This is a genomic window from Phenylobacterium sp. (assembly GCF_046590535.1).
Classification (GTDB): Bacteria; Pseudomonadota; Alphaproteobacteria; order Caulobacterales; family Caulobacteraceae; genus Phenylobacterium.
Map to the genome: position 1 here is coordinate 1 of NZ_JBKJTG010000033.1, position 17,155 is coordinate 17,155.

20 protein-coding genes are annotated in these 17,155 nt (G+C 70.2%); 11 read left to right on the top strand and 9 right to left on the bottom strand.

Features of this window, described 5'->3' with window-relative positions:
* The coding region (gene dxs, locus ACLL81_RS01735) for a 1-deoxy-D-xylulose-5-phosphate synthase (RefSeq protein ID WP_411286620.1) at positions 1-1,528 on the top strand (1,528 nt) is incomplete at its 5' end.
* Here dxs and ACLL81_RS01740 read toward each other — a convergent pair.
* From ACLL81_RS01740 to flgF, 6 genes are all read right to left on the bottom strand, one after another.
* Positions 1,525-2,691: a tetratricopeptide repeat protein gene (locus tag ACLL81_RS01740; protein WP_411286621.1), complete on the bottom strand. Its 1,167-nt coding sequence runs from the start codon at positions 2,689-2,691 to the stop codon at positions 1,525-1,527. The genes dxs and ACLL81_RS01740 overlap by 4 nt on opposite strands.
* A gap of 30 nt (positions 2,692-2,721) precedes the next feature.
* Positions 2,722-3,189, bottom strand: coding sequence for a hypothetical protein (locus tag ACLL81_RS01745; protein ID WP_411286622.1), 468 nt, complete (start codon positions 3,187-3,189; stop codon positions 2,722-2,724).
* A 95-nt stretch (positions 3,190-3,284) separates the two neighbouring features.
* Positions 3,285-4,022, bottom strand: a complete 738-nt coding sequence (gene flgH / locus ACLL81_RS01750) for a flagellar basal body L-ring protein FlgH (protein ID WP_411286623.1) — start codon at positions 4,020-4,022, stop codon at positions 3,285-3,287.
* Between the two features lie 14 nt (positions 4,023-4,036).
* Positions 4,037-4,774 carry a flagellar basal body P-ring formation chaperone FlgA gene (gene flgA, locus ACLL81_RS01755; RefSeq protein WP_411286624.1) on the bottom strand — a complete coding sequence of 246 codons (738 nt, stop codon included), beginning with the start codon at positions 4,772-4,774 and terminating at the stop codon, positions 4,037-4,039.
* 3 nt (positions 4,775-4,777) lie between these two features.
* A complete protein-coding gene (gene flgG / locus ACLL81_RS01760) occupies positions 4,778-5,566 on the bottom strand; it encodes a flagellar basal-body rod protein FlgG (RefSeq protein WP_411286625.1) in 789 nt (262 codons plus the stop codon).
* A gap of 14 nt (positions 5,567-5,580) precedes the next feature.
* Entirely contained in the window at positions 5,581-6,318 is a 738-nt protein-coding gene (flgF, locus tag ACLL81_RS01765; protein WP_411286626.1) for a flagellar basal-body rod protein FlgF, read from the bottom strand.
* A 217-nt stretch (positions 6,319-6,535) separates the two neighbouring features.
* Between flgF and ACLL81_RS01770 the strand changes: the two genes are divergently transcribed.
* From ACLL81_RS01770 to ACLL81_RS01790, 5 genes are read left to right on the top strand one after another with little or no spacing between them, the layout of a single operon-like run.
* Positions 6,536-7,141, top strand: coding sequence for a flagellar basal body-associated FliL family protein (locus ACLL81_RS01770; protein WP_411286627.1), 606 nt, complete (start codon positions 6,536-6,538; stop codon positions 7,139-7,141).
* Between the two features lie 37 nt (positions 7,142-7,178).
* The gene (gene fliM / locus ACLL81_RS01775) at positions 7,179-8,267 is read left to right on the top strand and encodes a flagellar motor switch protein FliM (RefSeq protein WP_411286628.1); all 1,089 of its coding nucleotides are present in this window, start codon (positions 7,179-7,181) and stop codon (positions 8,265-8,267) included.
* Entirely contained in the window at positions 8,264-8,758 is a 495-nt protein-coding gene (locus ACLL81_RS01780; RefSeq protein WP_411286629.1) for a DUF6468 domain-containing protein, read from the top strand. The genes fliM and ACLL81_RS01780 overlap by 4 nt, the downstream gene beginning before the upstream one ends.
* A complete protein-coding gene (locus ACLL81_RS01785; RefSeq protein ID WP_411286630.1) occupies positions 8,755-9,690 on the top strand; it encodes a MotE family protein in 936 nt (311 codons plus the stop codon). Before ACLL81_RS01780 ends, ACLL81_RS01785 begins: the two co-directional genes overlap by 4 nt.
* A 3-nt stretch (positions 9,691-9,693) precedes the next feature.
* The gene (locus tag ACLL81_RS01790) at positions 9,694-12,615 is read left to right on the top strand and encodes an endoglucanase (protein ID WP_411286631.1); all 2,922 of its coding nucleotides are present in this window, start codon (positions 9,694-9,696) and stop codon (positions 12,613-12,615) included.
* A gap of 54 nt (positions 12,616-12,669) precedes the next feature.
* Here ACLL81_RS01790 and fliP read toward each other — a convergent pair whose 3' ends face one another.
* On the bottom strand, positions 12,670-13,467 hold the full coding sequence (gene fliP / locus ACLL81_RS01795; protein WP_411286632.1) for a flagellar type III secretion system pore protein FliP: 798 nt from the start codon (positions 13,465-13,467) through the stop codon (positions 12,670-12,672).
* Complete coding sequence (locus ACLL81_RS01800) at positions 13,467-13,742, bottom strand: flagellar biosynthetic protein FliO (protein ID WP_411286633.1); 276 nt, start codon at positions 13,740-13,742, stop codon at positions 13,467-13,469. Before ACLL81_RS01800 ends, fliP begins: the two co-directional genes overlap by 1 nt.
* Before the next feature lie 90 nt (positions 13,743-13,832).
* Here ACLL81_RS01800 and flgB point away from each other — a divergent pair, with 90 nt between their 5' ends.
* The 3 genes from flgB to fliE are packed head-to-tail and all read left to right on the top strand — an operon-like array spanning position 13,833 to position 15,011.
* Positions 13,833-14,249, top strand: coding sequence for a flagellar basal body rod protein FlgB (gene flgB / locus ACLL81_RS01805; RefSeq protein ID WP_411286634.1), 417 nt, complete (start codon positions 13,833-13,835; stop codon positions 14,247-14,249).
* A 20-nt stretch (positions 14,250-14,269) separates the two neighbouring features.
* Entirely contained in the window at positions 14,270-14,689 is a 420-nt protein-coding gene (flgC, locus tag ACLL81_RS01810; protein WP_411286635.1) for a flagellar basal body rod protein FlgC, read from the top strand.
* Positions 14,690-14,699: 10 nt separating this feature from the next.
* Positions 14,700-15,011 (top strand): flagellar hook-basal body complex protein FliE, encoded by a 312-nt coding sequence (gene fliE, locus ACLL81_RS01815; protein WP_411286636.1) that lies wholly within the window; start codon positions 14,700-14,702, stop codon positions 15,009-15,011.
* Positions 15,012-15,017: 6 nt separating this feature from the next.
* Here fliE and ACLL81_RS01820 read toward each other — a convergent pair whose 3' ends face one another.
* Positions 15,018-15,527: a superoxide dismutase family protein gene (locus ACLL81_RS01820; protein ID WP_411286637.1), complete on the bottom strand. Its 510-nt coding sequence runs from the start codon at positions 15,525-15,527 to the stop codon at positions 15,018-15,020.
* A 91-nt stretch (positions 15,528-15,618) separates the two neighbouring features.
* On the opposite strand from ACLL81_RS01820, the gene ACLL81_RS01825 reads away from it, so the two are divergent.
* Both ACLL81_RS01825 and ACLL81_RS01830 read left to right on the top strand, forming a co-directional pair.
* Entirely contained in the window at positions 15,619-16,395 is a 777-nt protein-coding gene (locus ACLL81_RS01825; protein WP_411286638.1) for an ATP-binding cassette domain-containing protein, read from the top strand.
* On the top strand, positions 16,392-17,155 hold a 764-nt coding region (locus ACLL81_RS01830; RefSeq protein ID WP_411286639.1), incomplete at its 3' end, for an ABC transporter permease. The genes ACLL81_RS01825 and ACLL81_RS01830, both read left to right, overlap by 4 nt.

Genomic DNA, 17,155 nt, shown 5'->3' on the forward strand with positions numbered 1-17,155 from the left:
CGCCGCGCGCGATCAGAAGGGCGAGAAGAACAAGGTCGTGGCCGTGATCGGCGACGGCTCGATGTCCGCAGGCATGGCCTATGAGGCCATGAACAACGCCTGCGAGACCACCGGCCAGCTGACGGTGATCCTCAACGACAACGACATGTCGATCGCGCCCCCCGTGGGCGGGATGAGCGCCTATATGGCCCGCCTGGTCTCCGGCGGCGGCTACCGCTCGATCCGCAGCCTCGGCAAGGCGGTCTCCAAGGCCTTTCCCAAGCCGATCCAGGAAGCCGCCCGCAAGGCCGAGGAGTACGCCCGCGGCATGGTCACCGGCGGCACCTTCTTCGAGGAGCTCGGCTTCTACTACGTGGGCCCCATCGACGGACACAACATGGACGCCCTGGTCCATGTGCTGCAGAACGCCCGCGCCATCGCCGACAAGCCGGTGCTGGTGCATGTGGTCACCCACAAGGGCAAGGGCTACGCCCCCGCCGAGGCCGCCGCCGACAAGCACCACGCGGTGGTCAAGTTCGACGTGGTTACCGGCCAGCAGGCCAAGCCCGCCCAGGCCATCGCCCCCAGCTACACCAAGGTGTTCGCGCTTGAGCTGATCAAGCAGGCGGAGCGCGACGAGAAGATCGTGGCGATCACCGCGGCCATGCCCTCCGGCACCGGCCTGGACCTGTTCGCCCAGCGCTTCCCGGAGCGGACCTTCGACGTCGGCATCGCCGAGCAGCACGCGGTGACCTTCGCCGCCGGCCTCGCCGCCGAGGGAATGAAGCCGTTCGCGGCGATCTATTCGACCTTCCTGCAGCGCGGCTACGACCAGGTGGTTCACGACGTGGCCATCCAGCGCCTGCCGGTGCGCTTCGCCATGGACCGAGCGGGCCTGGTCGGCGCCGATGGCCCGACCCACGCCGGCTCCTTCGACATCGGCTTCATGGGGGCGCTGCCCGGCATGGTGCTGATGGCCGCCGCCGACGAGGCCGAGCTGGCCCGCATGGTGGCCACCGCCGCGGCCATCGACGACCGCCCCTCGGCGTTCCGCTATCCACGCGGCGAGGGCGTGGGGGTGGAGATCCCCGACGTAGCCGAGCCGCTGGAGATCGGCCGCGGCCGGATCGTGCGCGAGGGCGCGGCGCTGGCCATCCTGTCGTTCGGTACGCGCTTGGCCGAGTGCCTGAAGGCCGCCGACCTGTTGGCGGCGCGAGGGTTCTCCGTCACAGTCGCCGACGCCCGCTTCGCCAAGCCCCTGGACGTGGATCTGGTGCTGCGCCTGGCCCGCGAGCACGAGGCGCTGATAACCGTGGAGGAAGGCGCCATGGGTGGGTTCGGGGCGTTCGTCCTGCAGGCCCTCGCCGAGCACGGCGCCCTGGACCGCGGGCTGAAGGTCCGCACGCTCACCCTACCGGACATCTTCCAGGACCACGACAAGCCGGACGCCATGTACGCCCAGGCCGGCCTCGACGCCGAGGGCATCGTCCGCGGCGCCCTGGCGGCGCTGGGGGTCGGCGCCGCCTCGGCCGCCGGCCGCAGGGCCTAGCGGGCCGCCAGCGCGGCCTTCACCTCCTCGACGATCGGGCGCCAGTCGCCGGGCGTCCGCTGCCGGAAGAGCCGCATGGTCGGGTACCAGGGGCTGTCGCTGCGATCACGCATCCAGCGCCAGTCGGTGCGCAGCGCCGGCAGCAACGTCCAGCACGGCTTGCCCATGGCCCCGGCCAGGTGGGCGGCGGCGGTGTCCACGGAGATCACCAAGTCGAGCTGGTCGATAACTGCGGCGGTGTCGGCCAGATCCTGGGCGCTGGTGTCCTCGGGCCGCAGGCTGACGCAGCCCAGGTCCAGGAGTTCGTCCGCCAGCTCGCGCGATAGGCTTTTCTCGGCGCCGTTAAAGCCCGCGGCGCTGGCCTGCCAGGCGAGACCGACGCCAGAAAAGCCGCGCCAGCGCGCCCGCCGCTCAGGCCGGGCGAAGAGGTAGGGTGCGGCAGGCAGGGTCTCCAGGGTGATCCCCAACCGGGCCGGCAGGCTGAAGTAGCGGGTCCAGCAATCGTGACGCGGGACGGACGCCGCTTCGCCGGCGGCGATTCCGACCACGGCGTCCACGCCCGGCGCCGTTTCCAGCACGGAAACCAGGGGCGGGCGGCAGGCCAGGGTGACAAGCCCGGCGCCGCGCGCCTTCAGCGTCTGCGCGAACCGGGCCATCTGGATCTGGTCGCCCAGGGCCTGTTCGACGGCAACCAGCACCGAGCGGCCGGCCAGCGGCTCGCCGCGCCACTCCGGGTACGGCAGAGCGACCTGGGGTACGGCGCCCTCCTGGACCTCCAGCCTCGCCTCCATCAGGGGCCAGCCCTCCGCGAATCGGCCGACCGAGAGCAACAGCGCGGCCAGGGCAAGGGTGGCGCCGGGATCCCCGGGCCGCAGCGCCAGGGCGACGCGGAACGCCTGCTCGGCCTCGTCCAAGCGGCCCTGGGCGGCGAGCAACGAGCCCATGAGGCGCTTGACGACGGGATCGTCAGGCCGGTGTCCGGCGGCCATGGCGAGCCAGTGCTCCGCCCCCGCATAGTCACCGGTGGCTTCCAGGCACATGGCGAGGTTCTGGGCGAGGTTGACGGTGAGGTGGGTCTTGGCGAGGGCCGCATAAATCCGCGCCGCCTCGGCGTAGCGGCGCGCCTGCTGCAGGTCGAAGGCCTCGGCGAAACGCGCGGACACGGGGCTCGTCATAGCCGCCCCTAGCACGGGTCAGGCGGTGCGGCAGCTTTCCACGAAGCGGCGGCTCTGGGCACGGTCGGCGGCGGGCAGGGCTGTGGGCCGGGCGCCGGCGCCCACGGCCAGCTGGCCGGTGCGGGCGAAGCTGGCCAGCACCGGATCCGAAGCGCGGGCGCTGGCTTCCAGGATCGGGGCGTGCAGGCCAGGCGCGGACTGGGCTGCCAAGCGAGCGACCGCGCCGCCGGACGCAAGCTGCAGGGTCTGTGCGCGGCCAGCTTCGAAGCCCATCAAGGAGACCTGCACCGCGCCGGACCGCGGCTGGCAGGTCATCATCAAGACGACGTTGTCACTGGCCGGCGCGCCGAAGGCGAGCTTGACGCCCTCACTCTCCGTGGCGTCGAGGAACCAGGCCATGCCTGCCATGGCCTGCGGCGCGGTCTGGTGGGCGCAGGCGGCCAGCGTGCAGGACGCGATCAGGCCCAGGATTGCATTGCGGCGCATGACGACCCTCCGCTGAAGGAAAGCCGCCAGGGCGCGCTTCGGTTCCTAGAGCGCTTTCCGACGCCGAACCGGCGGCCACTTCGGCGGGAAGCGCTCTAGAAGGGCGAGAAGCGCTCCACCAGGGACTGGCCGGCCGGCGTCTTCTGCACGCGGCTAATGTCGCCGCGGCCGCCATAGCTGATGCGAGCCTCGGCGATCTGGGTGTGGCGGATGGTGTTCGAGGACGAAATGTCCTCCGGCCGGACGATCCCGGAGACGGTGAGCTGGCGAAGCTCTGCGTTGGTGCGCACCTCCTGGGTGCCCTGGATCATCATGTTGCCATTGGGCAGCATGCCGGTGACCACCGCGGCGATGGTGAGTGTGATCTTCTCGGCCCGGTTGACGGCGCCGGCCCCGGTGTTGGCCGACTTCGACGCCGTCTCGATGGCGTTGGCCGGGTCGAACCCGCCCGGCAGGATCTTGCCCAGGGTGGATTCCAGCCCGAAGAAATGCGGCACGCCGGCGGTGACGCCCGAGGAGCGCGAGCTGGTCGAGGAATTGATGGTCTTGGCGCTGTCGTCGATATCGATCTGCACGGTGAGGATATCGCCCACCCGACCGGCGCGCTGGTCGACGAAGAAGGCCCGGGCGCCGGAGCGCCACAGGGAATTGGCGCTGGCGGCCTGCGGCAGGGGTTCGCGCACCGAGGCCAGCATCATCAGCGACTGCTCGCGCGGCACCAGGGCGGCAGGATAACCGACGGGGGCGAGCTCAGGGCCCTTCACCGCCTCCACGACGGTGGAGCAGGCGGTGAGCGGCGCGAGGGCGGCTAGGGCCAGGGTACGCAGACGCATGACGACAGCTTCCTTCAACGGAGCGCGTAACGGGACGAACGGGTCAGCTTGATCTGGTCGGCGGCGGGACCCACCACGGCCTGGCCCGGACCGGTGACCAGCGCCTGGACGACCTTTTTCGAGGTGGTGTTCTGGACGTTAACCATCTCGCCCACGCCCGCGGCGGTCATCGCCTTGCCCTGCAGCGACAGCGAGATGCCGCCGTCCTGATAGGTGATGGTGACGATCTCGCCCTGCTTGATCACCTGGGCGGCGGCCACGTCACGGCCGGCCACCGAGGCCCCGGCCCGCAAGGCGCGCTTAGCGGCCAGGCCGATCACGGCGTCGGGGTCGGCGGGGGCGTCGGTGGGCGCAGCCGCAGCTTTTGCCCAGATCACGTCCTGCGGCTGCACCAGCTCGCCGGCGGCGAGGTTGCGGGCCCAGGTGAGCACGTCGACATTGCCGCGCGCCGCCGTGGCGCCGGCGGCAGTCGCACCGCCGCGGACCACGATCTTGCGCAGGCCCTCGGCGTTGGCCCAGTCGAGGCCGGCCCGGCGGGCGGCGAGTTGCACCGCGGCGGCGTCGAGCATCAGGCTGGCCCCCGGACGTGATGCGACCGGGATTCTGGCGGCGGCGCCTGCGCCCTCGAACAGGTCGCCCAGGGTGACCAGGCCATCGGCGTCGATGGGGTCGGCCTTCAGCGCCACCGGCTGGCCGGCCAGGGCCGGGTCGGCGAGGGCCAAAGCGCAGATCAGAGTGGCGAGCGTGCGCATGGCTTAGGACTTCACCTGGTTGGCGGTGGCCAGCATGTTGTCGGCGGTGGAGATCACCTTGGAATTCATCTCGTAAGCCCGCTGGGCGACGATCAGGGCGGTGATCTCGGACACCGCGTCGACGTTGGAGGCCTCGGTGTAGCCCTGCAGCAGGGTCCCCACCCCGTTGGCGCCAGGGGTGCCTGTCGTGGCCGGGCCGGAGGCGGCGGTTTCCTTGAAGAGGTTGGAGCCCTGGGCCGAGAGGCCGCCCTCGTTCACGAAGGTGGCCAGTTCGATCTGGCCCACGATGGAGGGCGCGGTCTGGCCCGCCTGGCTGACCTGCACCTGGCCGGACTTGGAGATGGAGACGGCGGTGGCGTCCGCCGGGATCGAGATGGCCGGCTGGATCTGATAGCCGTCCGGCGTCACCAACTGGCCCTGGTCGTTGAGCGCCAGGTTGCCGGCGCGGGTGTAGCCGTTCTCACCTGAGGGCAGCAGCACCTGGAAGTAGCCGCGGCCATCAATGGCCATGTCGAACTGGTTGTCGGTGCGGGTCAGCGACCCTTGCGTGGAGATGCGGTAGACCGAGCCCGCCTTGACGCCCGCGCCCACCTGCACGCCGGTGGGGACGATGGTGCCCTGGTCCGACGACTGGGCGCCGGCCTGCTGGATGGTCTGGTAGAGCAGGTCCTGGAACTCGGCCCGCTGGCGCTTGAACGCCACGGTGTTCATGTTGGCGATGTTGTTCGAGATGACCTCGACGTTCATCTGCTGGGCGGCCATGCCCGTGGCGGCCGTACGAAGCGCTTGCATCGGTCAGATTTCCCTTACTGCGCCCGGCCCATGCGCTCGACGGTGCGGCGTGCAAGCTCGGACTCTGAATCCATCATTCGCGAGGTCCGCTCGTAGGCCCGGGAGACCTCGATCATCCGGGTGATCTCCAGGATGGGCTGCACATTGGAGCCCTCCAGCATGCCCTGGCGCACCCGCGCCTCGGCGGCCGGCTGGGCCTGCAGGTTCGAGGTGTTCTGGAAGAGGTTGTCGCCGGTCTTCTCCAGCGCGCTCAGGCTCTCGAAGGTGAAGACCCCGACCTTGCCGACCCGCTCATCGCCCTGGCTGACCGTGCCATCAGCGGCGATGGAGACCTGGCCCTTCTCAGGATTCAGCGTGATCTCGCCGCCGCCGTCGTCCAGCACCGCCGCCCCGCCCTGGGTGACCAGCCGGCCGATCTCGTCCGTGCGCAGCCGGCCGTCGCGGGTGAAGCGCTCGCCACCCTCGGCGGTAACCTTGAAGAAGCCCTGGCCCTCGATCGCCAGGTCCAGCGGCGCGTCGGTGCGGCGCAGGGCTCCCTGGCCGAAGTCGCGGGCCACGCCGTCGGCAGTGACGAACTTCACTGGGCTGGACCCGCCCAGGGCGAAGGGCGGGGACCTGGGGTCGGTCTTCTGCATCAGCGACTCGACCTTGAAGCCGGTGGTGTCGCTGTTGGCGATGTTGTTGGCGACGATGTCCATCTCGCGCCGAAGCACCATCTGGTGCGACAATCCGACGTAGAGTGTGTTGTCCATGAAACGCAGGCCTTGGCGGAACGGTTTTCCCACCCTCTCGTCTGCAAACTTCGGGCCAACCGGAAACGGCAGCAAAATCAACAGACAACAAAGTTAACGGGCGCCCATGGGCGGAAACTGCCGGGCAGGCTTGGTCGCCGTTCATTTCCGTTAAGAACGGCTTCTTAACCAAACTCGGGCCATGCGTGGGCGGGCTAGGATTCTAAGGAACGCGCGCGTGGCCGAAGACAAGGTCAAGGAGGCCCCCGAAGAGGAGGCCGTCGAGGGCGAAGACGGCGAGGCCGCCAAGCCCAAGAAAAAGCTGTCGATGAAGATGATGCTCATCGCCGGCGCCGGCGCCTTCGTGGTGCTGGGCGGCGGCGGGGGGGCGGCCTTCGTCTTCCTCAAGCCCAAGCCCGATGAAGCGCACGCCGAGAAGGGCGCCAAGAAGGAAAAGAAGAAGGGCAAGGACGAGAAGGGCGGCCACGGCGAGAAGGGCGGCGAGCCCGGAGCCGCGCAGGTGCGCGATGGCCCCGATGGCGTCGTCTTCTACACCATGCCCGACGTGGTGGTGAACATGCAGACCGCCGACGGCCGGCCGACGTTCCTGAAGCTGAAGCTCACCCTGGAGCTTCCTGACAGCCACGCGATCGAGACGCTCGACCCGAACATGCCCAGGCTCCAGGACATGTTCCAGACCTTCCTGCGAGAGCTGCGTCCGGAGGATCTTTCCGGCAGCCAGGGCTCCTATCAGCTGCGCATGGAGATCCTGCGCCGGGTCAACCTGGTGATCTCGCCTACCAAGGCGAACGCCGTCCTGATCGAGGAGATGCTGATCAACTAGCCGCCCTCAGCCGAGGGCGCTGTTGCGTAGCGAGCGCATGGCCGACGAACCCGAACCTCAAGCCGAGACGACCACAGCCCCTGAGGCCGACGCCCCGGCGTGGGCGGGCGAGGCCGCGCCGGCGCCTGCGGGCCTTATCGGGTCGGAGCGGATCCTCAACCAGGACGAGATCGACAGCCTGCTGGGCTTCGACCTCTCCGATGAGGAGGCCTCCGAGCGCACCGGCATCCGGGCGATCATCAACTCGGCCCTGGTCTCCTATGAGCGCCTGCCGATGCTGGAGATCGTCTTCGACCGGCTGGTCCGGCTGATGACGACGAGCCTGCGCAATTTCACCTCCGACAATGTCGAGGTGAGCCTGGACAACATCTCGTCGATCCGCTTCGGTGACTATCTGAACTCGATCCCGCTGCCCGCGATCCTGTCGGTGTTCCGGGCCGAGGAGCTGAACAACTACGGCCTGCTGACGGTCGATTCCAACCTGATCTACTCCATCGTCGACGTCCTTCTGGGCGGGCGGCGCGGCACCGCGGCCATGCGCATCGAGGGCCGGCCCTACACCACCATCGAGCGCGTCCTGGTGCAGCGCATGGTCGAGGTCGTGCTGGCCGACGCCCGCGAGGCCTTCGAGCCGCTGACCCCGGTGACATTCACCCTGGACCGGCTGGAGACCAACCCCCGCTTCGCCGCCATCGCCCGGCCGGCCAACGCCGCCATCCTGGTGAAGCTGCGCATCGACATGGAAGACCGCGGCGGGCGCATCGAGCTCTTGCTGCCCTACGCCACCCTGGAGCCCATCCGGAAGATGCTGCTGCAGCAGTTCATGGGCGAGAAGTTCGGCCGCGACAACATCTGGGAAGGCCACTTGGCCACCGAGCTGTGGACCACGAACATGGAGGTCCGTGCCGTGCTCGACGAGCAGCAGGTAGGCCTTCGGCAGGTGCTGGAGATGAAGGTGGGCGACACCATCATGCTCAACGCCACCCCCGACAGCCTGATCGAGCTGCGCGCCGGGACCATACCCCTGACGCGGGGCCGCATGGGCCGCCGCAATTCCCACATCGCCGTCCGCGTGGAGGCGCCCCTGACGCCCAGCGCCCGGCAAGCCGTGCAGAGGTTCTCATGAGCATCATCGGCATCGTCCTGAACGTGCTCCTGGCCACGCTACTGATGGCGGCGCTGGGCATGGGCTGGCGACTGAACCGGCGCCTGCAGGCGTTGCGCGACAGCCATGACGGCTTCGCCATCGCGGTGCGCGAACTCAACACCGCCGCCGAGCGGGCCGAACAGGGCCTCGCCGACCTGCGCGCCGCCACCGACGAGGCCACCGACGTACTGGGCGACCGCATCGAGAAAGGCCGCGCGCTGGCCGCGCGGCTGGACGGCCTGATCCAGACGGGCCGCTCGACGGCGCGGCCCGTGGCGCAACCCGAGGCCGACCCCGCCGCGGAGCGCCGGCTGGGCGCCTTGCTCGCCGCCGCCCGTGAGGGCCGCGGCCAACCCGACCGCCTGGCGCCGCGCGCACCGCTGGCCCTGCACGCCACCATCGATCCCGAGGATGACCTCTTTGAGGACGCGCCGCTCACCCTGGACGGTCACCGTGGAGCGCGCCGGTGAGGAACATTCCGCGCATCCTGCCGCTGGTTGGGGTCGCCATCGGGGGTGTCCTGGCGGTGAACGCCCTGGCTGGCGCCCGGGACCTGCCGAGCCTGCTCACCGGCGCCCAGGCCTTCGCCGAGGAAGCCGGCAAGGGCGCCAAGCCCGCCAAGGGCGAATCCGCCGCCAAGGCAGATGATAAGGCGAAGACCGGCGAGGCCAAGGACGCGGTCGCCGCCCTGCTGCCGCCGCCCAGCCTGAAGCCCAAGGCGGTCTGCGCGCCCACCGCGGCGGAACTGGCCAAGGAGGCCGGCCTCTCGCCCGCCGAGCTGCAGGTGCTGCAGAGTCTTGGCGAGCGACGCGGCCAGCTCGACCAGCGCGAGGGCCAGCTCGACATGCAGCTCGCCCTGTTGGCCGCCGCGGAGGCCAAGCTCGACGCCAAGGTCAAGGCGTTGAACGGCCTGAAAGGCGACATCAACAGCCTGCTCGTCCAGGCCAACAGCAAGGAAGCCGCCGAGATCGACCGGCTGGTGCGGGTCTTCGAAGGCATGAAGGCCAAGGACGCCGCGCCGCGGATGACCGTTCTGGACGACAGCGTGCGCCTGCCAATCGCCGCCAAGATGAAGGAGCGCGCGCTCTCCGCTGTCATCGCCCAGATGCCGGCCAACGAGGCCAAGAAGCTCACAGAGGCGCTGGCCAAGCGCTTCACCGACGCCCAGGCCGCCGCCGCCAACGCCACGAAAATCCTCGCCAACCAGACCTCCGCTCCGCCAGCCCAGGCCGCCGCCCCGACGCCGGCCCCGCCGAAACGCGCGGCCGCGAAGCCTGCCCCCCGCAAGAAGGCGCCAGCGGCCCAGACCGCGGCGGCCAAAACCGCGCCGCCTATGGCGCCCAGCGTCCCGCCGGCCGCTGCGCCGACACCGGCCGTCGCGCCGCCGGCCAAGGCCGGCTAGCCAATGCGCCTGCGCCAGGCCCTGCACTCCGGCGTCGCCGCGATCTGCATCGCCAGCACCGCGGCGCCGATCGGGTTCGCCGCGCCCACCGCCGGCGTCCCGGCCCAGGGCCCGCTGGATGTGCGCGTGGCCCAGGCCAAAGCCTTCTCGCGCATCGAATTCCACTGGAAGGGCGCCGTGAGCGCGACCACCCGGCGCGATGGCCAGACCCTGACCTTCAGCTTCAACCGCGACGCCGACCCAGACATCTCGCGCCTACGCACCTCGCCGCCGCGCTGGGTGAAGACCGCCGAGAAGCGCCATGCGGCCGGCCGGTTGCAGGTGGTGGTCACCCTCGCCGACGACGCTGAGGCAAAGGTGGGTTCCGCCGACGGCGCCACCTACGTCAACTTTTTCGAAAAGCCTGCTCCCGATCCGGCGGCGCTCAAGGCCCTGGAAACCGCCGCCGTCGAGGCCGAGCCTGACCGGCCGAACCCGATCCCGGCCGGCGGGGTCGTTCGGATGGCCGCCACCGTGGCCAACGGCCAGGCCCTGCTCGCCTTCACCTGGGCCAATCCGGCCGGCGTCGCGGTGTTCCGGCGCGGCGACGCGGTGTGGGTAGTGTTCGACGCCACCGCCACCCTGGATGTGGCCCAGGCGCCCAGGGGCCTGCGCCAGTTCTCCAGCCTGCAAGCGTTCAAGGGCGCCGACTACGCGGCGATCCGCATCGAGGCCGCCCGCGACGTGCCGGTGTTCGCCACCAGCACCGGCAACACCTGGACCATCGCCCTGGGCCCCGGCGCCCAGAGCCAGCCGACCCTCGTGCGCCTCGCCCGAGAGGGTGCGGGCGCTGCGGCGGTGCTGAAGGCGCCGGTGGCCGGGGCCACGCGGGTAGTGCGGGTGACCGATCCGGTGGTCGGCGACACCCTGAGCGTGGTCACCGCCCTGGGCCCCTCCAAGGGCCTGCCGTCCCGCCGCGACTATGTGCAGATGGCGCTGCTGCCCTCGGTGCAAGGCCTGGCGGCTGAAGCCTACGTGGAGGACCTCGCCGTCGAGCGCGAGGGCGACATTGTCCGCTTCGGCCGGCCCAAGGGGCTGGCCCTGTCCCCGACCTGGGCCACACAGGACAAGGCGCAGGCCCAATTGGGCGCGCCGATGCCGGCCGCCATGCCAGCCCTGGTGGACCACACCAACTGGTCGAAGACTGGCCCCAAGGGTTTCCTGGCGCGCTACAACGCCCTGCTTTCCGCCGCCACAGTGGAGGGCGGCGACAAGGCCCGGGCCGCCCCGGTGGCCGCGCGCATGGCGCTGGCCCGCTTCCTGGTGGGTTCAGAGCTTTCCTTCGAGGCCATCGGCGTGCTTAACGACCTGGCCCGCGCCCATCCCGAGACGATGGACGACCCCGAGTTCCGCGGCCTGCGCGGCGTCGCCAGGGTGCTGGCCCGCCGCTACAAGGAGGCCGAGGCCGACTTTTCCTCGCCGGTGCTGGCCGACGATCCGTCGAGCGCGCTCTGGCGGTCGTACGTGGCCGTGCAGCAGGCCCAGTGGCCGGAAGCCCGCGCCCAGTTCGCCAAGGGCGCGGAGTCCTTCGCCCTGTTCTCGCCGGTCTGGAGGGCGCGCTTCGCCCGCGCCGACGCCCAGGCGGCCCTGGCGCAGGGTGACCTGCCGGGCGCGGAGGCGCGCATCCGCCTGGCCCTGATGGACAAGACCGATCCACTGGAAGAACTCGCCACCCGGCTCGTCCAGGCCCGGATCATCGAGCTGCAGGGCCACAAGGACCGGGCGCTTCGGATGTACGCCGCCATCGCCACGGCGCCCACCGAGGCCATCTCGGCCCCGGCGCTGATGCGCGCCACCCAGATCCGCCTGGAGACCGGCAAGGTCACGCCGGTGCAGGCCGCCGCCGTGTTCGACGGCCTGCGTTACCGCTGGCGCGGCGACGCCACCGAACTGGAGACCATCCGCGCGCTCGGCCAGCTCTACCTGGGGCAGGGCCGTTACCGCGAGGCGCTGGAGGCGCTGCGCTCGGCCGGCATGCGTCTGCCCGACCTGCCCGAGGCGCTGCAGCTGCAGTCCGACCTCGCCGCCGCCTTCCGCGCCCTCTTCCTGGACGGCACGGCCGACGGGCTGGAGCCGATCCAGGCGCTGGCGCTGTTCTACGATTTCAAGGAACTCACCCCCATCGGCGCCGACGGCGACCTGATGGTCCGCAAGCTGGTCCGCCGGCTGGTGGATGTGGACCTCCTGGGCCAGGCCGCCCAGCTCCTCAAGTACCAGGTGGAGAACCGCCTCGACGGCGTGCCCCGCGCCCAGGTGGCGACGGACCTCGCCGTAATCTACCTGATGGACCGCAAGCCGGAAGCCGCGATCCAGGCGATCAATTCCTCACGCACCACCATCCTGCCCACCGCGCTGAATGCCGAGCGCCGGCTGATCGAGGCCCGCGCCTGGGCTGGCATCGGGCGGCACGAAAGTGCGCTGGAGATCATCGAGCGCGACCCGTCAGGCGAGGCCCGCGACCTGCGCTCGGAGATCACCTGGAAGCAGAAGAACTGGGCCGCCTCAGGCCCGCTGTTCGAGAAGGCGCTGGGCGACCGGTTCAAGAACCCCGCGCCGCTGACCAGCGACGAGGAGGCCAAGCTCCTGCGCGCCGGCGTCGCCTACAGCCTGGCCGGCGACGATGCGGCGCTGGCCCGCCTGCAGGGCCAGTACCAGGGCTTCTACGGCAAGGCCAACAACCCCGAGGCCCTGCGCGTGGCGCTGTCCGGCGCTCCCACAGGCCGCCTGGGCGTGTCCGATTTCGGCCGCATCAGCGCCGACAACGAAGCTTTCGCCGGCTGGGTGACCAAGATGAAGGTCCGCTTCAAGGCCAAGCCCGCCTCGGTCGGCAAGCCGATCGGCCCGGCGAGGCAGGCCGCGGCGCAGGCGACAGCAGCGAAAGGCTAGCTGGGCCCTGGCCAAGGTCCGCTACCGCCAGCATTTCGAGGCCGGACACGGCCGCTAGCCGCCTCCGGCGCCGCGCTGGAAGCTTTCGACGAGGGAGCCGCAGACCAGCCGCCAGCCATCCACCAGGACGAAGAAGATCAGCTTGAAGGGCAGGGACACCACCACCGGCGGCAGCATCATCATGCCCATGCTCATCAGGACGCTGGCCACCACCAGGTCGATCACCAGGAAGGGCACGAACAGCAGGAAACCGATCTCGAAGGCCCGCTTCAGCTCCGAGATCATGAAGGCCGGGGTCACTACCCTAAGCGGGGTTTCGGCCAGGGTCGCGGGGCGGGGGATCTTCGACAGGCGGATGAACAGGCCCAGGTCCTCGCGGTCGACCTGCTGCAGCATGAATTGCTTCACCGGCCCGCCGGCGGCGTCGAAAGCGGCCGGCAGCTCCATCTGCTGGTCGAGCAGGGGACGGATGCCCTCGTCGTAGGACCGCTGCAGGGTCGGGCCCATGACGATGGCGGTGAGGAACAGGGAGAGCGAGATGATCACCGCGTTGGGTGGGCTCTGCTGCAGGCCCAGCGCAGTGCGCAGCAGGGAGAGCACCACCACGATCCGCACGAAGGAGGTGGTCATGATGACGATCGACGGCGCCAGGGACAGCACCGTCATCAGGCCGATCAGTTGGACGACGCGCTCCGTGAGGCCGGCGCCGGTGCCCAGGTCGATGTTCAGCGCCTGGGCGGCCGCGACCGCGGGGAACACCAGGCTGGCCAGGGTGGCCAGCGCCGCCAGGATCGCGGCGCGGCGCCAGTCCTGAGAGGGAAGGGCGCCAAGGGTGCGGGCGAGGTCGCGCATCAGGCCTTGCCCTTGGGGGCGGCGATGTCGGCCACCACCCGCCCTTCGCCCAAGAGGACCAAGCGTTCCTTGCCGTCGCAGGAGACGATGATCAACCGGCGGGCGGGATCGAGGACCAGGGTCTCCACCACCTTCAGGCGGCGCTCGGCCTTGGCGCTGGACAGCCGCGCCATGGCGTCGGGGCCGAACCTGCGCAGGGCGACGCCGGCCAGGCCCACCAGACCCAGGGTCAGGGCGAGCGCGAAGACGGCACGGGCGAAGTCGGCGATATCCATGGGCGGCGCTTCTGCGGCAAAGGGTTTAGGCCCCACCAAGCCCTTGAGTCCCTTAAGCAGCGATTAACCCTGTTTATTCACCATGCGGGGATGAACCTGGCCGCAATCCCGCTGTTTGCGATGCTCCGCGGCCGGCTGGGCTACCTGTCCGAACGCCAGCGGGTGATCGCCCAGAACGTCGCCAACGCCGACACCCCGGGCTACGGCGCGCAGGACCTCAAACCCTTCGGCTTCGAAGCCAAGGTGCAGGCGGCCGGCGCGGCGGTGCAGATGGTCACCCAGCCCGGCCACATGCTGTCGCCGAACGCGCGCCGCACCGGCCTGGGCGCCGGATACAAGCCCACCAAGGCGCAGAGCTCCGAGACCACGCTCGACGGAAACTCCGTCGTCCTGGAGGATGAGATGTTGAAGATGACCGACGCGCGGATGAATTACGACGCGGCCATCGGGTTCTACCAGAAGTCGCTGAACATGCTGCGGCTGGCCACCAAGCCGCCGGGCCGCTGATGATCGTCGAGGAGCGCTAGATGGCCGGTTCCAATTCCATCGCAGGGGTCGCCCAGGCGATCGCGGCGTCAGCCTTGCGCGCCCAGCAGCAGCGCATGCGGATCATCGCGGAGAACATGGCCAATGCGAATTCCACTTCGCGCACCCCGGGGGGCGATCCGTATCGCCGCCAGGCCCCGGTGTTCGAGCCCACCCGGGTGGCCGGCGGCCAGGGGGTGAAGATGACCCGCGTCGAGCCCGACACCTCGGAGTTCAAGTCCGAGTACGAGCCCGGCCATCCCTCCGCGGACGCCAAGGGCTACGTGAAGATGCCCAACGTCAGCACGCTGGTAGAGTCCATGGACATGCGCGACGCCCAGCGAGCCTACGAGGCCAACCTCAATGTCATCGAGACCGCGCGCGCCATGGAAATGCGCACCCTTGACCTCTTGAAGAAGTAGGGCCCAGGCCATGATCACTCCGCTCGCCGCCGCCAATGCCTACGCCACCGCCCAGAAGACCATGGGGGCCGATCCCGGCATGGGCGGCGCGGACATCGCTCCCGGCGGCGGGTTCGGCGACCTGCTGAAGTCGGTGATGACCGACGCCATGAAGGCGTCCAAAGGCGCCGAAACGCAGATGGCCGCCCAAGTGCAGGGCAAGGCCGAGCTGGTGGACGTGGTCACCGCCATCTCCGCCGCCGAAGCCAGCCTGGAGACCGTGATGGCGGTCCGCGACCAAGTGATCAGCGCCTATCAGGAAATCATGCGGATGCCGATTTAGGCCCGCCTACCGGATCACCGCACACGCCACCCGCGCTCCCGACCCGCCGATCGGCTGGCTCATGTGGTCATCGGCGCCGGCGTGGATCACCACCGCCGACCCGTCCGCATCCTTCAGCGCACCGACCGAGGTGAGGCCGGAGTAGAACTCGCCCATCCCGGCGCCGTCCGCGCCGATGTAGAGGTTCGGCAGGTCGCCGGTCTCGTTGGCGGCGGGATTCAGCAGCCCATGCACGGCCTTGGCGGCGCCGTGGGTGTGAGCGCCCGCGCTGGTGAAGTCGGCTTTCGAACAGTCGCCCTTCTCGTGGAAGTGCAAGCCGTGCCAGCCCGGCGTCAGGCCCTTGGCCGATATCCGCAGCACTACGCCCTTGGGGGCATCGACGAGCATCACTCCGCCAACCTCCTTGCCAACGCTGTCCTTGAGGATGGCGATGCTCGCCTTGGGCCTGTCCTGCGCCTGGGCGGCGACCCCAAGCAGGAGGGCGGTGGTCGCGGCCACGGCCAGAAGCTTGATCATTCGGATATCTCCACTGCGGGCCCCGCCCCATCATAACAAGAACGGCCGGTCGGCTTGCGAGGTTTCGCCAAAGCCGTGTTACGCCTTTCGCATGGGCGAGGCGGTCATCGAACTGGCGGGTGTGGAGAAGCGCTATGGCGGCGCCACCGCGCTTGCAGGCGTGAGCCTCACGGTCGCCAGGAGCGAGTTCGTGGCCCTGGTGGGCGGCTCCGGCTCCGGCAAGACCACGCTGCTCAAGACCATCAACGGCTTGGTCCGCCCCGACGCTGGCGCGGTCATGGTGCAGGGCGAGGACTTGGCGACAGTCCAGCCGTTCCGGCTGCGCCGGCGGATCGGCTACGTGTTCCAGGAGATCGGCCTTTTCCCTCACCTGAGCGTGGCCGAGAACATCGCCATCACCCCCAAGCTGCTGGGCTGGGACCGCACGCGGATCGCCGCTAGCGTGGCGACCCTGCTCGACCTGGTGGCCCTGCCATCCGAGATGGGCGCGCGGGCGCCCGCCGCGCTCTCCGGCGGCCAGCGACAGCGGGTGGGCGTGGCCCGCGCCCTGGCGGCGGAGCCGGCCATCGTCCTGATGGACGAGCCGTTCGGGGCGCTGGACCCCCTGACCAGAGACGCCCTAGGCTCCGACTATCGCGCCCTGCACGAGCGCCTGGGGCTCACCACGGTCATGGTCACCCATGACATGGCCGAAGCCGTGCTGTTGGCCGATCGGGTGGTGGTGCTGAAGGACGGCCAGGTGCTCGCCGACGGCCGCCCCGCCGAGCTCCTGGCCCAGACCACCGATCCCGACGTGCGCGCGTTGCTGGAGGCGCCGCGCCGCCAGGCCGAACGGTTGCGCGCCCGGCTGTCGGAGGCGCCGGCGTGAACGAGCGGGTGGCGGCGGCTTTCGCGCTCCTTCCGGAATACCTGGGCTGGCACGTGCTGCTGAGCGCCAGCGCCCTGGTGCTGGGCGTGGCCATCAGCCTGCCGCTGGCGGTGGCCGCCAGCCGCAGCGCGCGCCTGCGCTGGCCCGTGCTGGCCTTCGCCAGCCTGATCCAGACGATCCCCAGCCTAGCCCTGCTGGCGCTGTTCTATCCGCTATTGCTGGCGCTCTCGGCGCTCAGCCTGGCGAGCTTCGGCCGCGGCTTTTCGGCGCTGGGCTTCCTGCCGTCGCTGCTGGCTCTGACCCTCTACTCAATGCTGCCGGTGCTCAGGAACGCCGCCGCCGGAATTCTCGGTGTGGATTCGGCGGTGCGCGAGGCTGCGGACGGGGTCGGCATGACCGCCCGCCAGCGGCTGTTCCAGGTGGAGCTGCCCCTGGCCGCGCCGGTGATCATGGCCGGCGTGCGCACCGCCGCGGTCTGGACCATCGGCGCCGCGACCTTGTCGACCCCGGTCGGCCAGACGAGCCTGGGCAATTACATCTTCGCCGGCCTGCAGACCGAGAACTGGGTGTTCGTGCTGTTCGGTTGCGCGGCCTCGGCGGGCCTGGCGATGATCGCCGACCAGCTGCTGGGCCTGGTGGAGGCCGGCGCCCGCAAGCGCAGCCGGCTGCTGATCATGCTCGGGATCGCCGGCCTGGTGGTGGGCGTCGCCGTGGCGCTGGTCCCCCTGGCCGGCTTCGGCAAGCCCGCCACCTATGTGGT

Excerpts from the sequence above, each read along its gene's own strand:
- ACLL81_RS01745 (WP_411286622.1), bottom strand. The coding sequence starts at position 3,189 with ATGCGCCGCAATGCAATCCTGGGCCTGATCGCGTCCTGCACGCTGGCC.
- flgH (WP_411286623.1), bottom strand. The coding sequence starts at position 4,022 with ATGCGTCTGCGTACCCTGGCCCTAGCCGCCCTCGCGCCGCTCACCGCC.
- flgA (WP_411286624.1), bottom strand. The coding sequence starts at position 4,774 with ATGCGCACGCTCGCCACTCTGATCTGCGCTTTGGCCCTCGCCGACCCG.
- flgG (WP_411286625.1), bottom strand. The coding sequence starts at position 5,566 with ATGCAAGCGCTTCGTACGGCCGCCACGGGCATGGCCGCCCAGCAGATG.
- flgF (WP_411286626.1), bottom strand. The coding sequence starts at position 6,318 with ATGGACAACACACTCTACGTCGGATTGTCGCACCAGATGGTGCTTCGG.
- fliM (WP_411286628.1), top strand. The coding sequence starts at position 7,179 with ATGGCCGACGAACCCGAACCTCAAGCCGAGACGACCACAGCCCCTGAG.
- ACLL81_RS01780 (WP_411286629.1), top strand. The coding sequence starts at position 8,264 with ATGAGCATCATCGGCATCGTCCTGAACGTGCTCCTGGCCACGCTACTG.
- ACLL81_RS01790 (WP_411286631.1), top strand. The coding sequence starts at position 9,694 with ATGCGCCTGCGCCAGGCCCTGCACTCCGGCGTCGCCGCGATCTGCATC.
- fliP (WP_411286632.1), bottom strand. The coding sequence starts at position 13,467 with ATGCGCGACCTCGCCCGCACCCTTGGCGCCCTTCCCTCTCAGGACTGG.
- ACLL81_RS01800 (WP_411286633.1), bottom strand. The coding sequence starts at position 13,742 with ATGGATATCGCCGACTTCGCCCGTGCCGTCTTCGCGCTCGCCCTGACC.
- flgB (WP_411286634.1), top strand. The coding sequence starts at position 13,833 with ATGAACCTGGCCGCAATCCCGCTGTTTGCGATGCTCCGCGGCCGGCTG.
- flgC (WP_411286635.1), top strand. The coding sequence starts at position 14,270 with ATGGCCGGTTCCAATTCCATCGCAGGGGTCGCCCAGGCGATCGCGGCG.
- fliE (WP_411286636.1), top strand. The coding sequence starts at position 14,700 with ATGATCACTCCGCTCGCCGCCGCCAATGCCTACGCCACCGCCCAGAAG.
- ACLL81_RS01820 (WP_411286637.1), bottom strand. The coding sequence starts at position 15,527 with ATGATCAAGCTTCTGGCCGTGGCCGCGACCACCGCCCTCCTGCTTGGG.
- ACLL81_RS01825 (WP_411286638.1), top strand. The coding sequence starts at position 15,619 with ATGGGCGAGGCGGTCATCGAACTGGCGGGTGTGGAGAAGCGCTATGGC.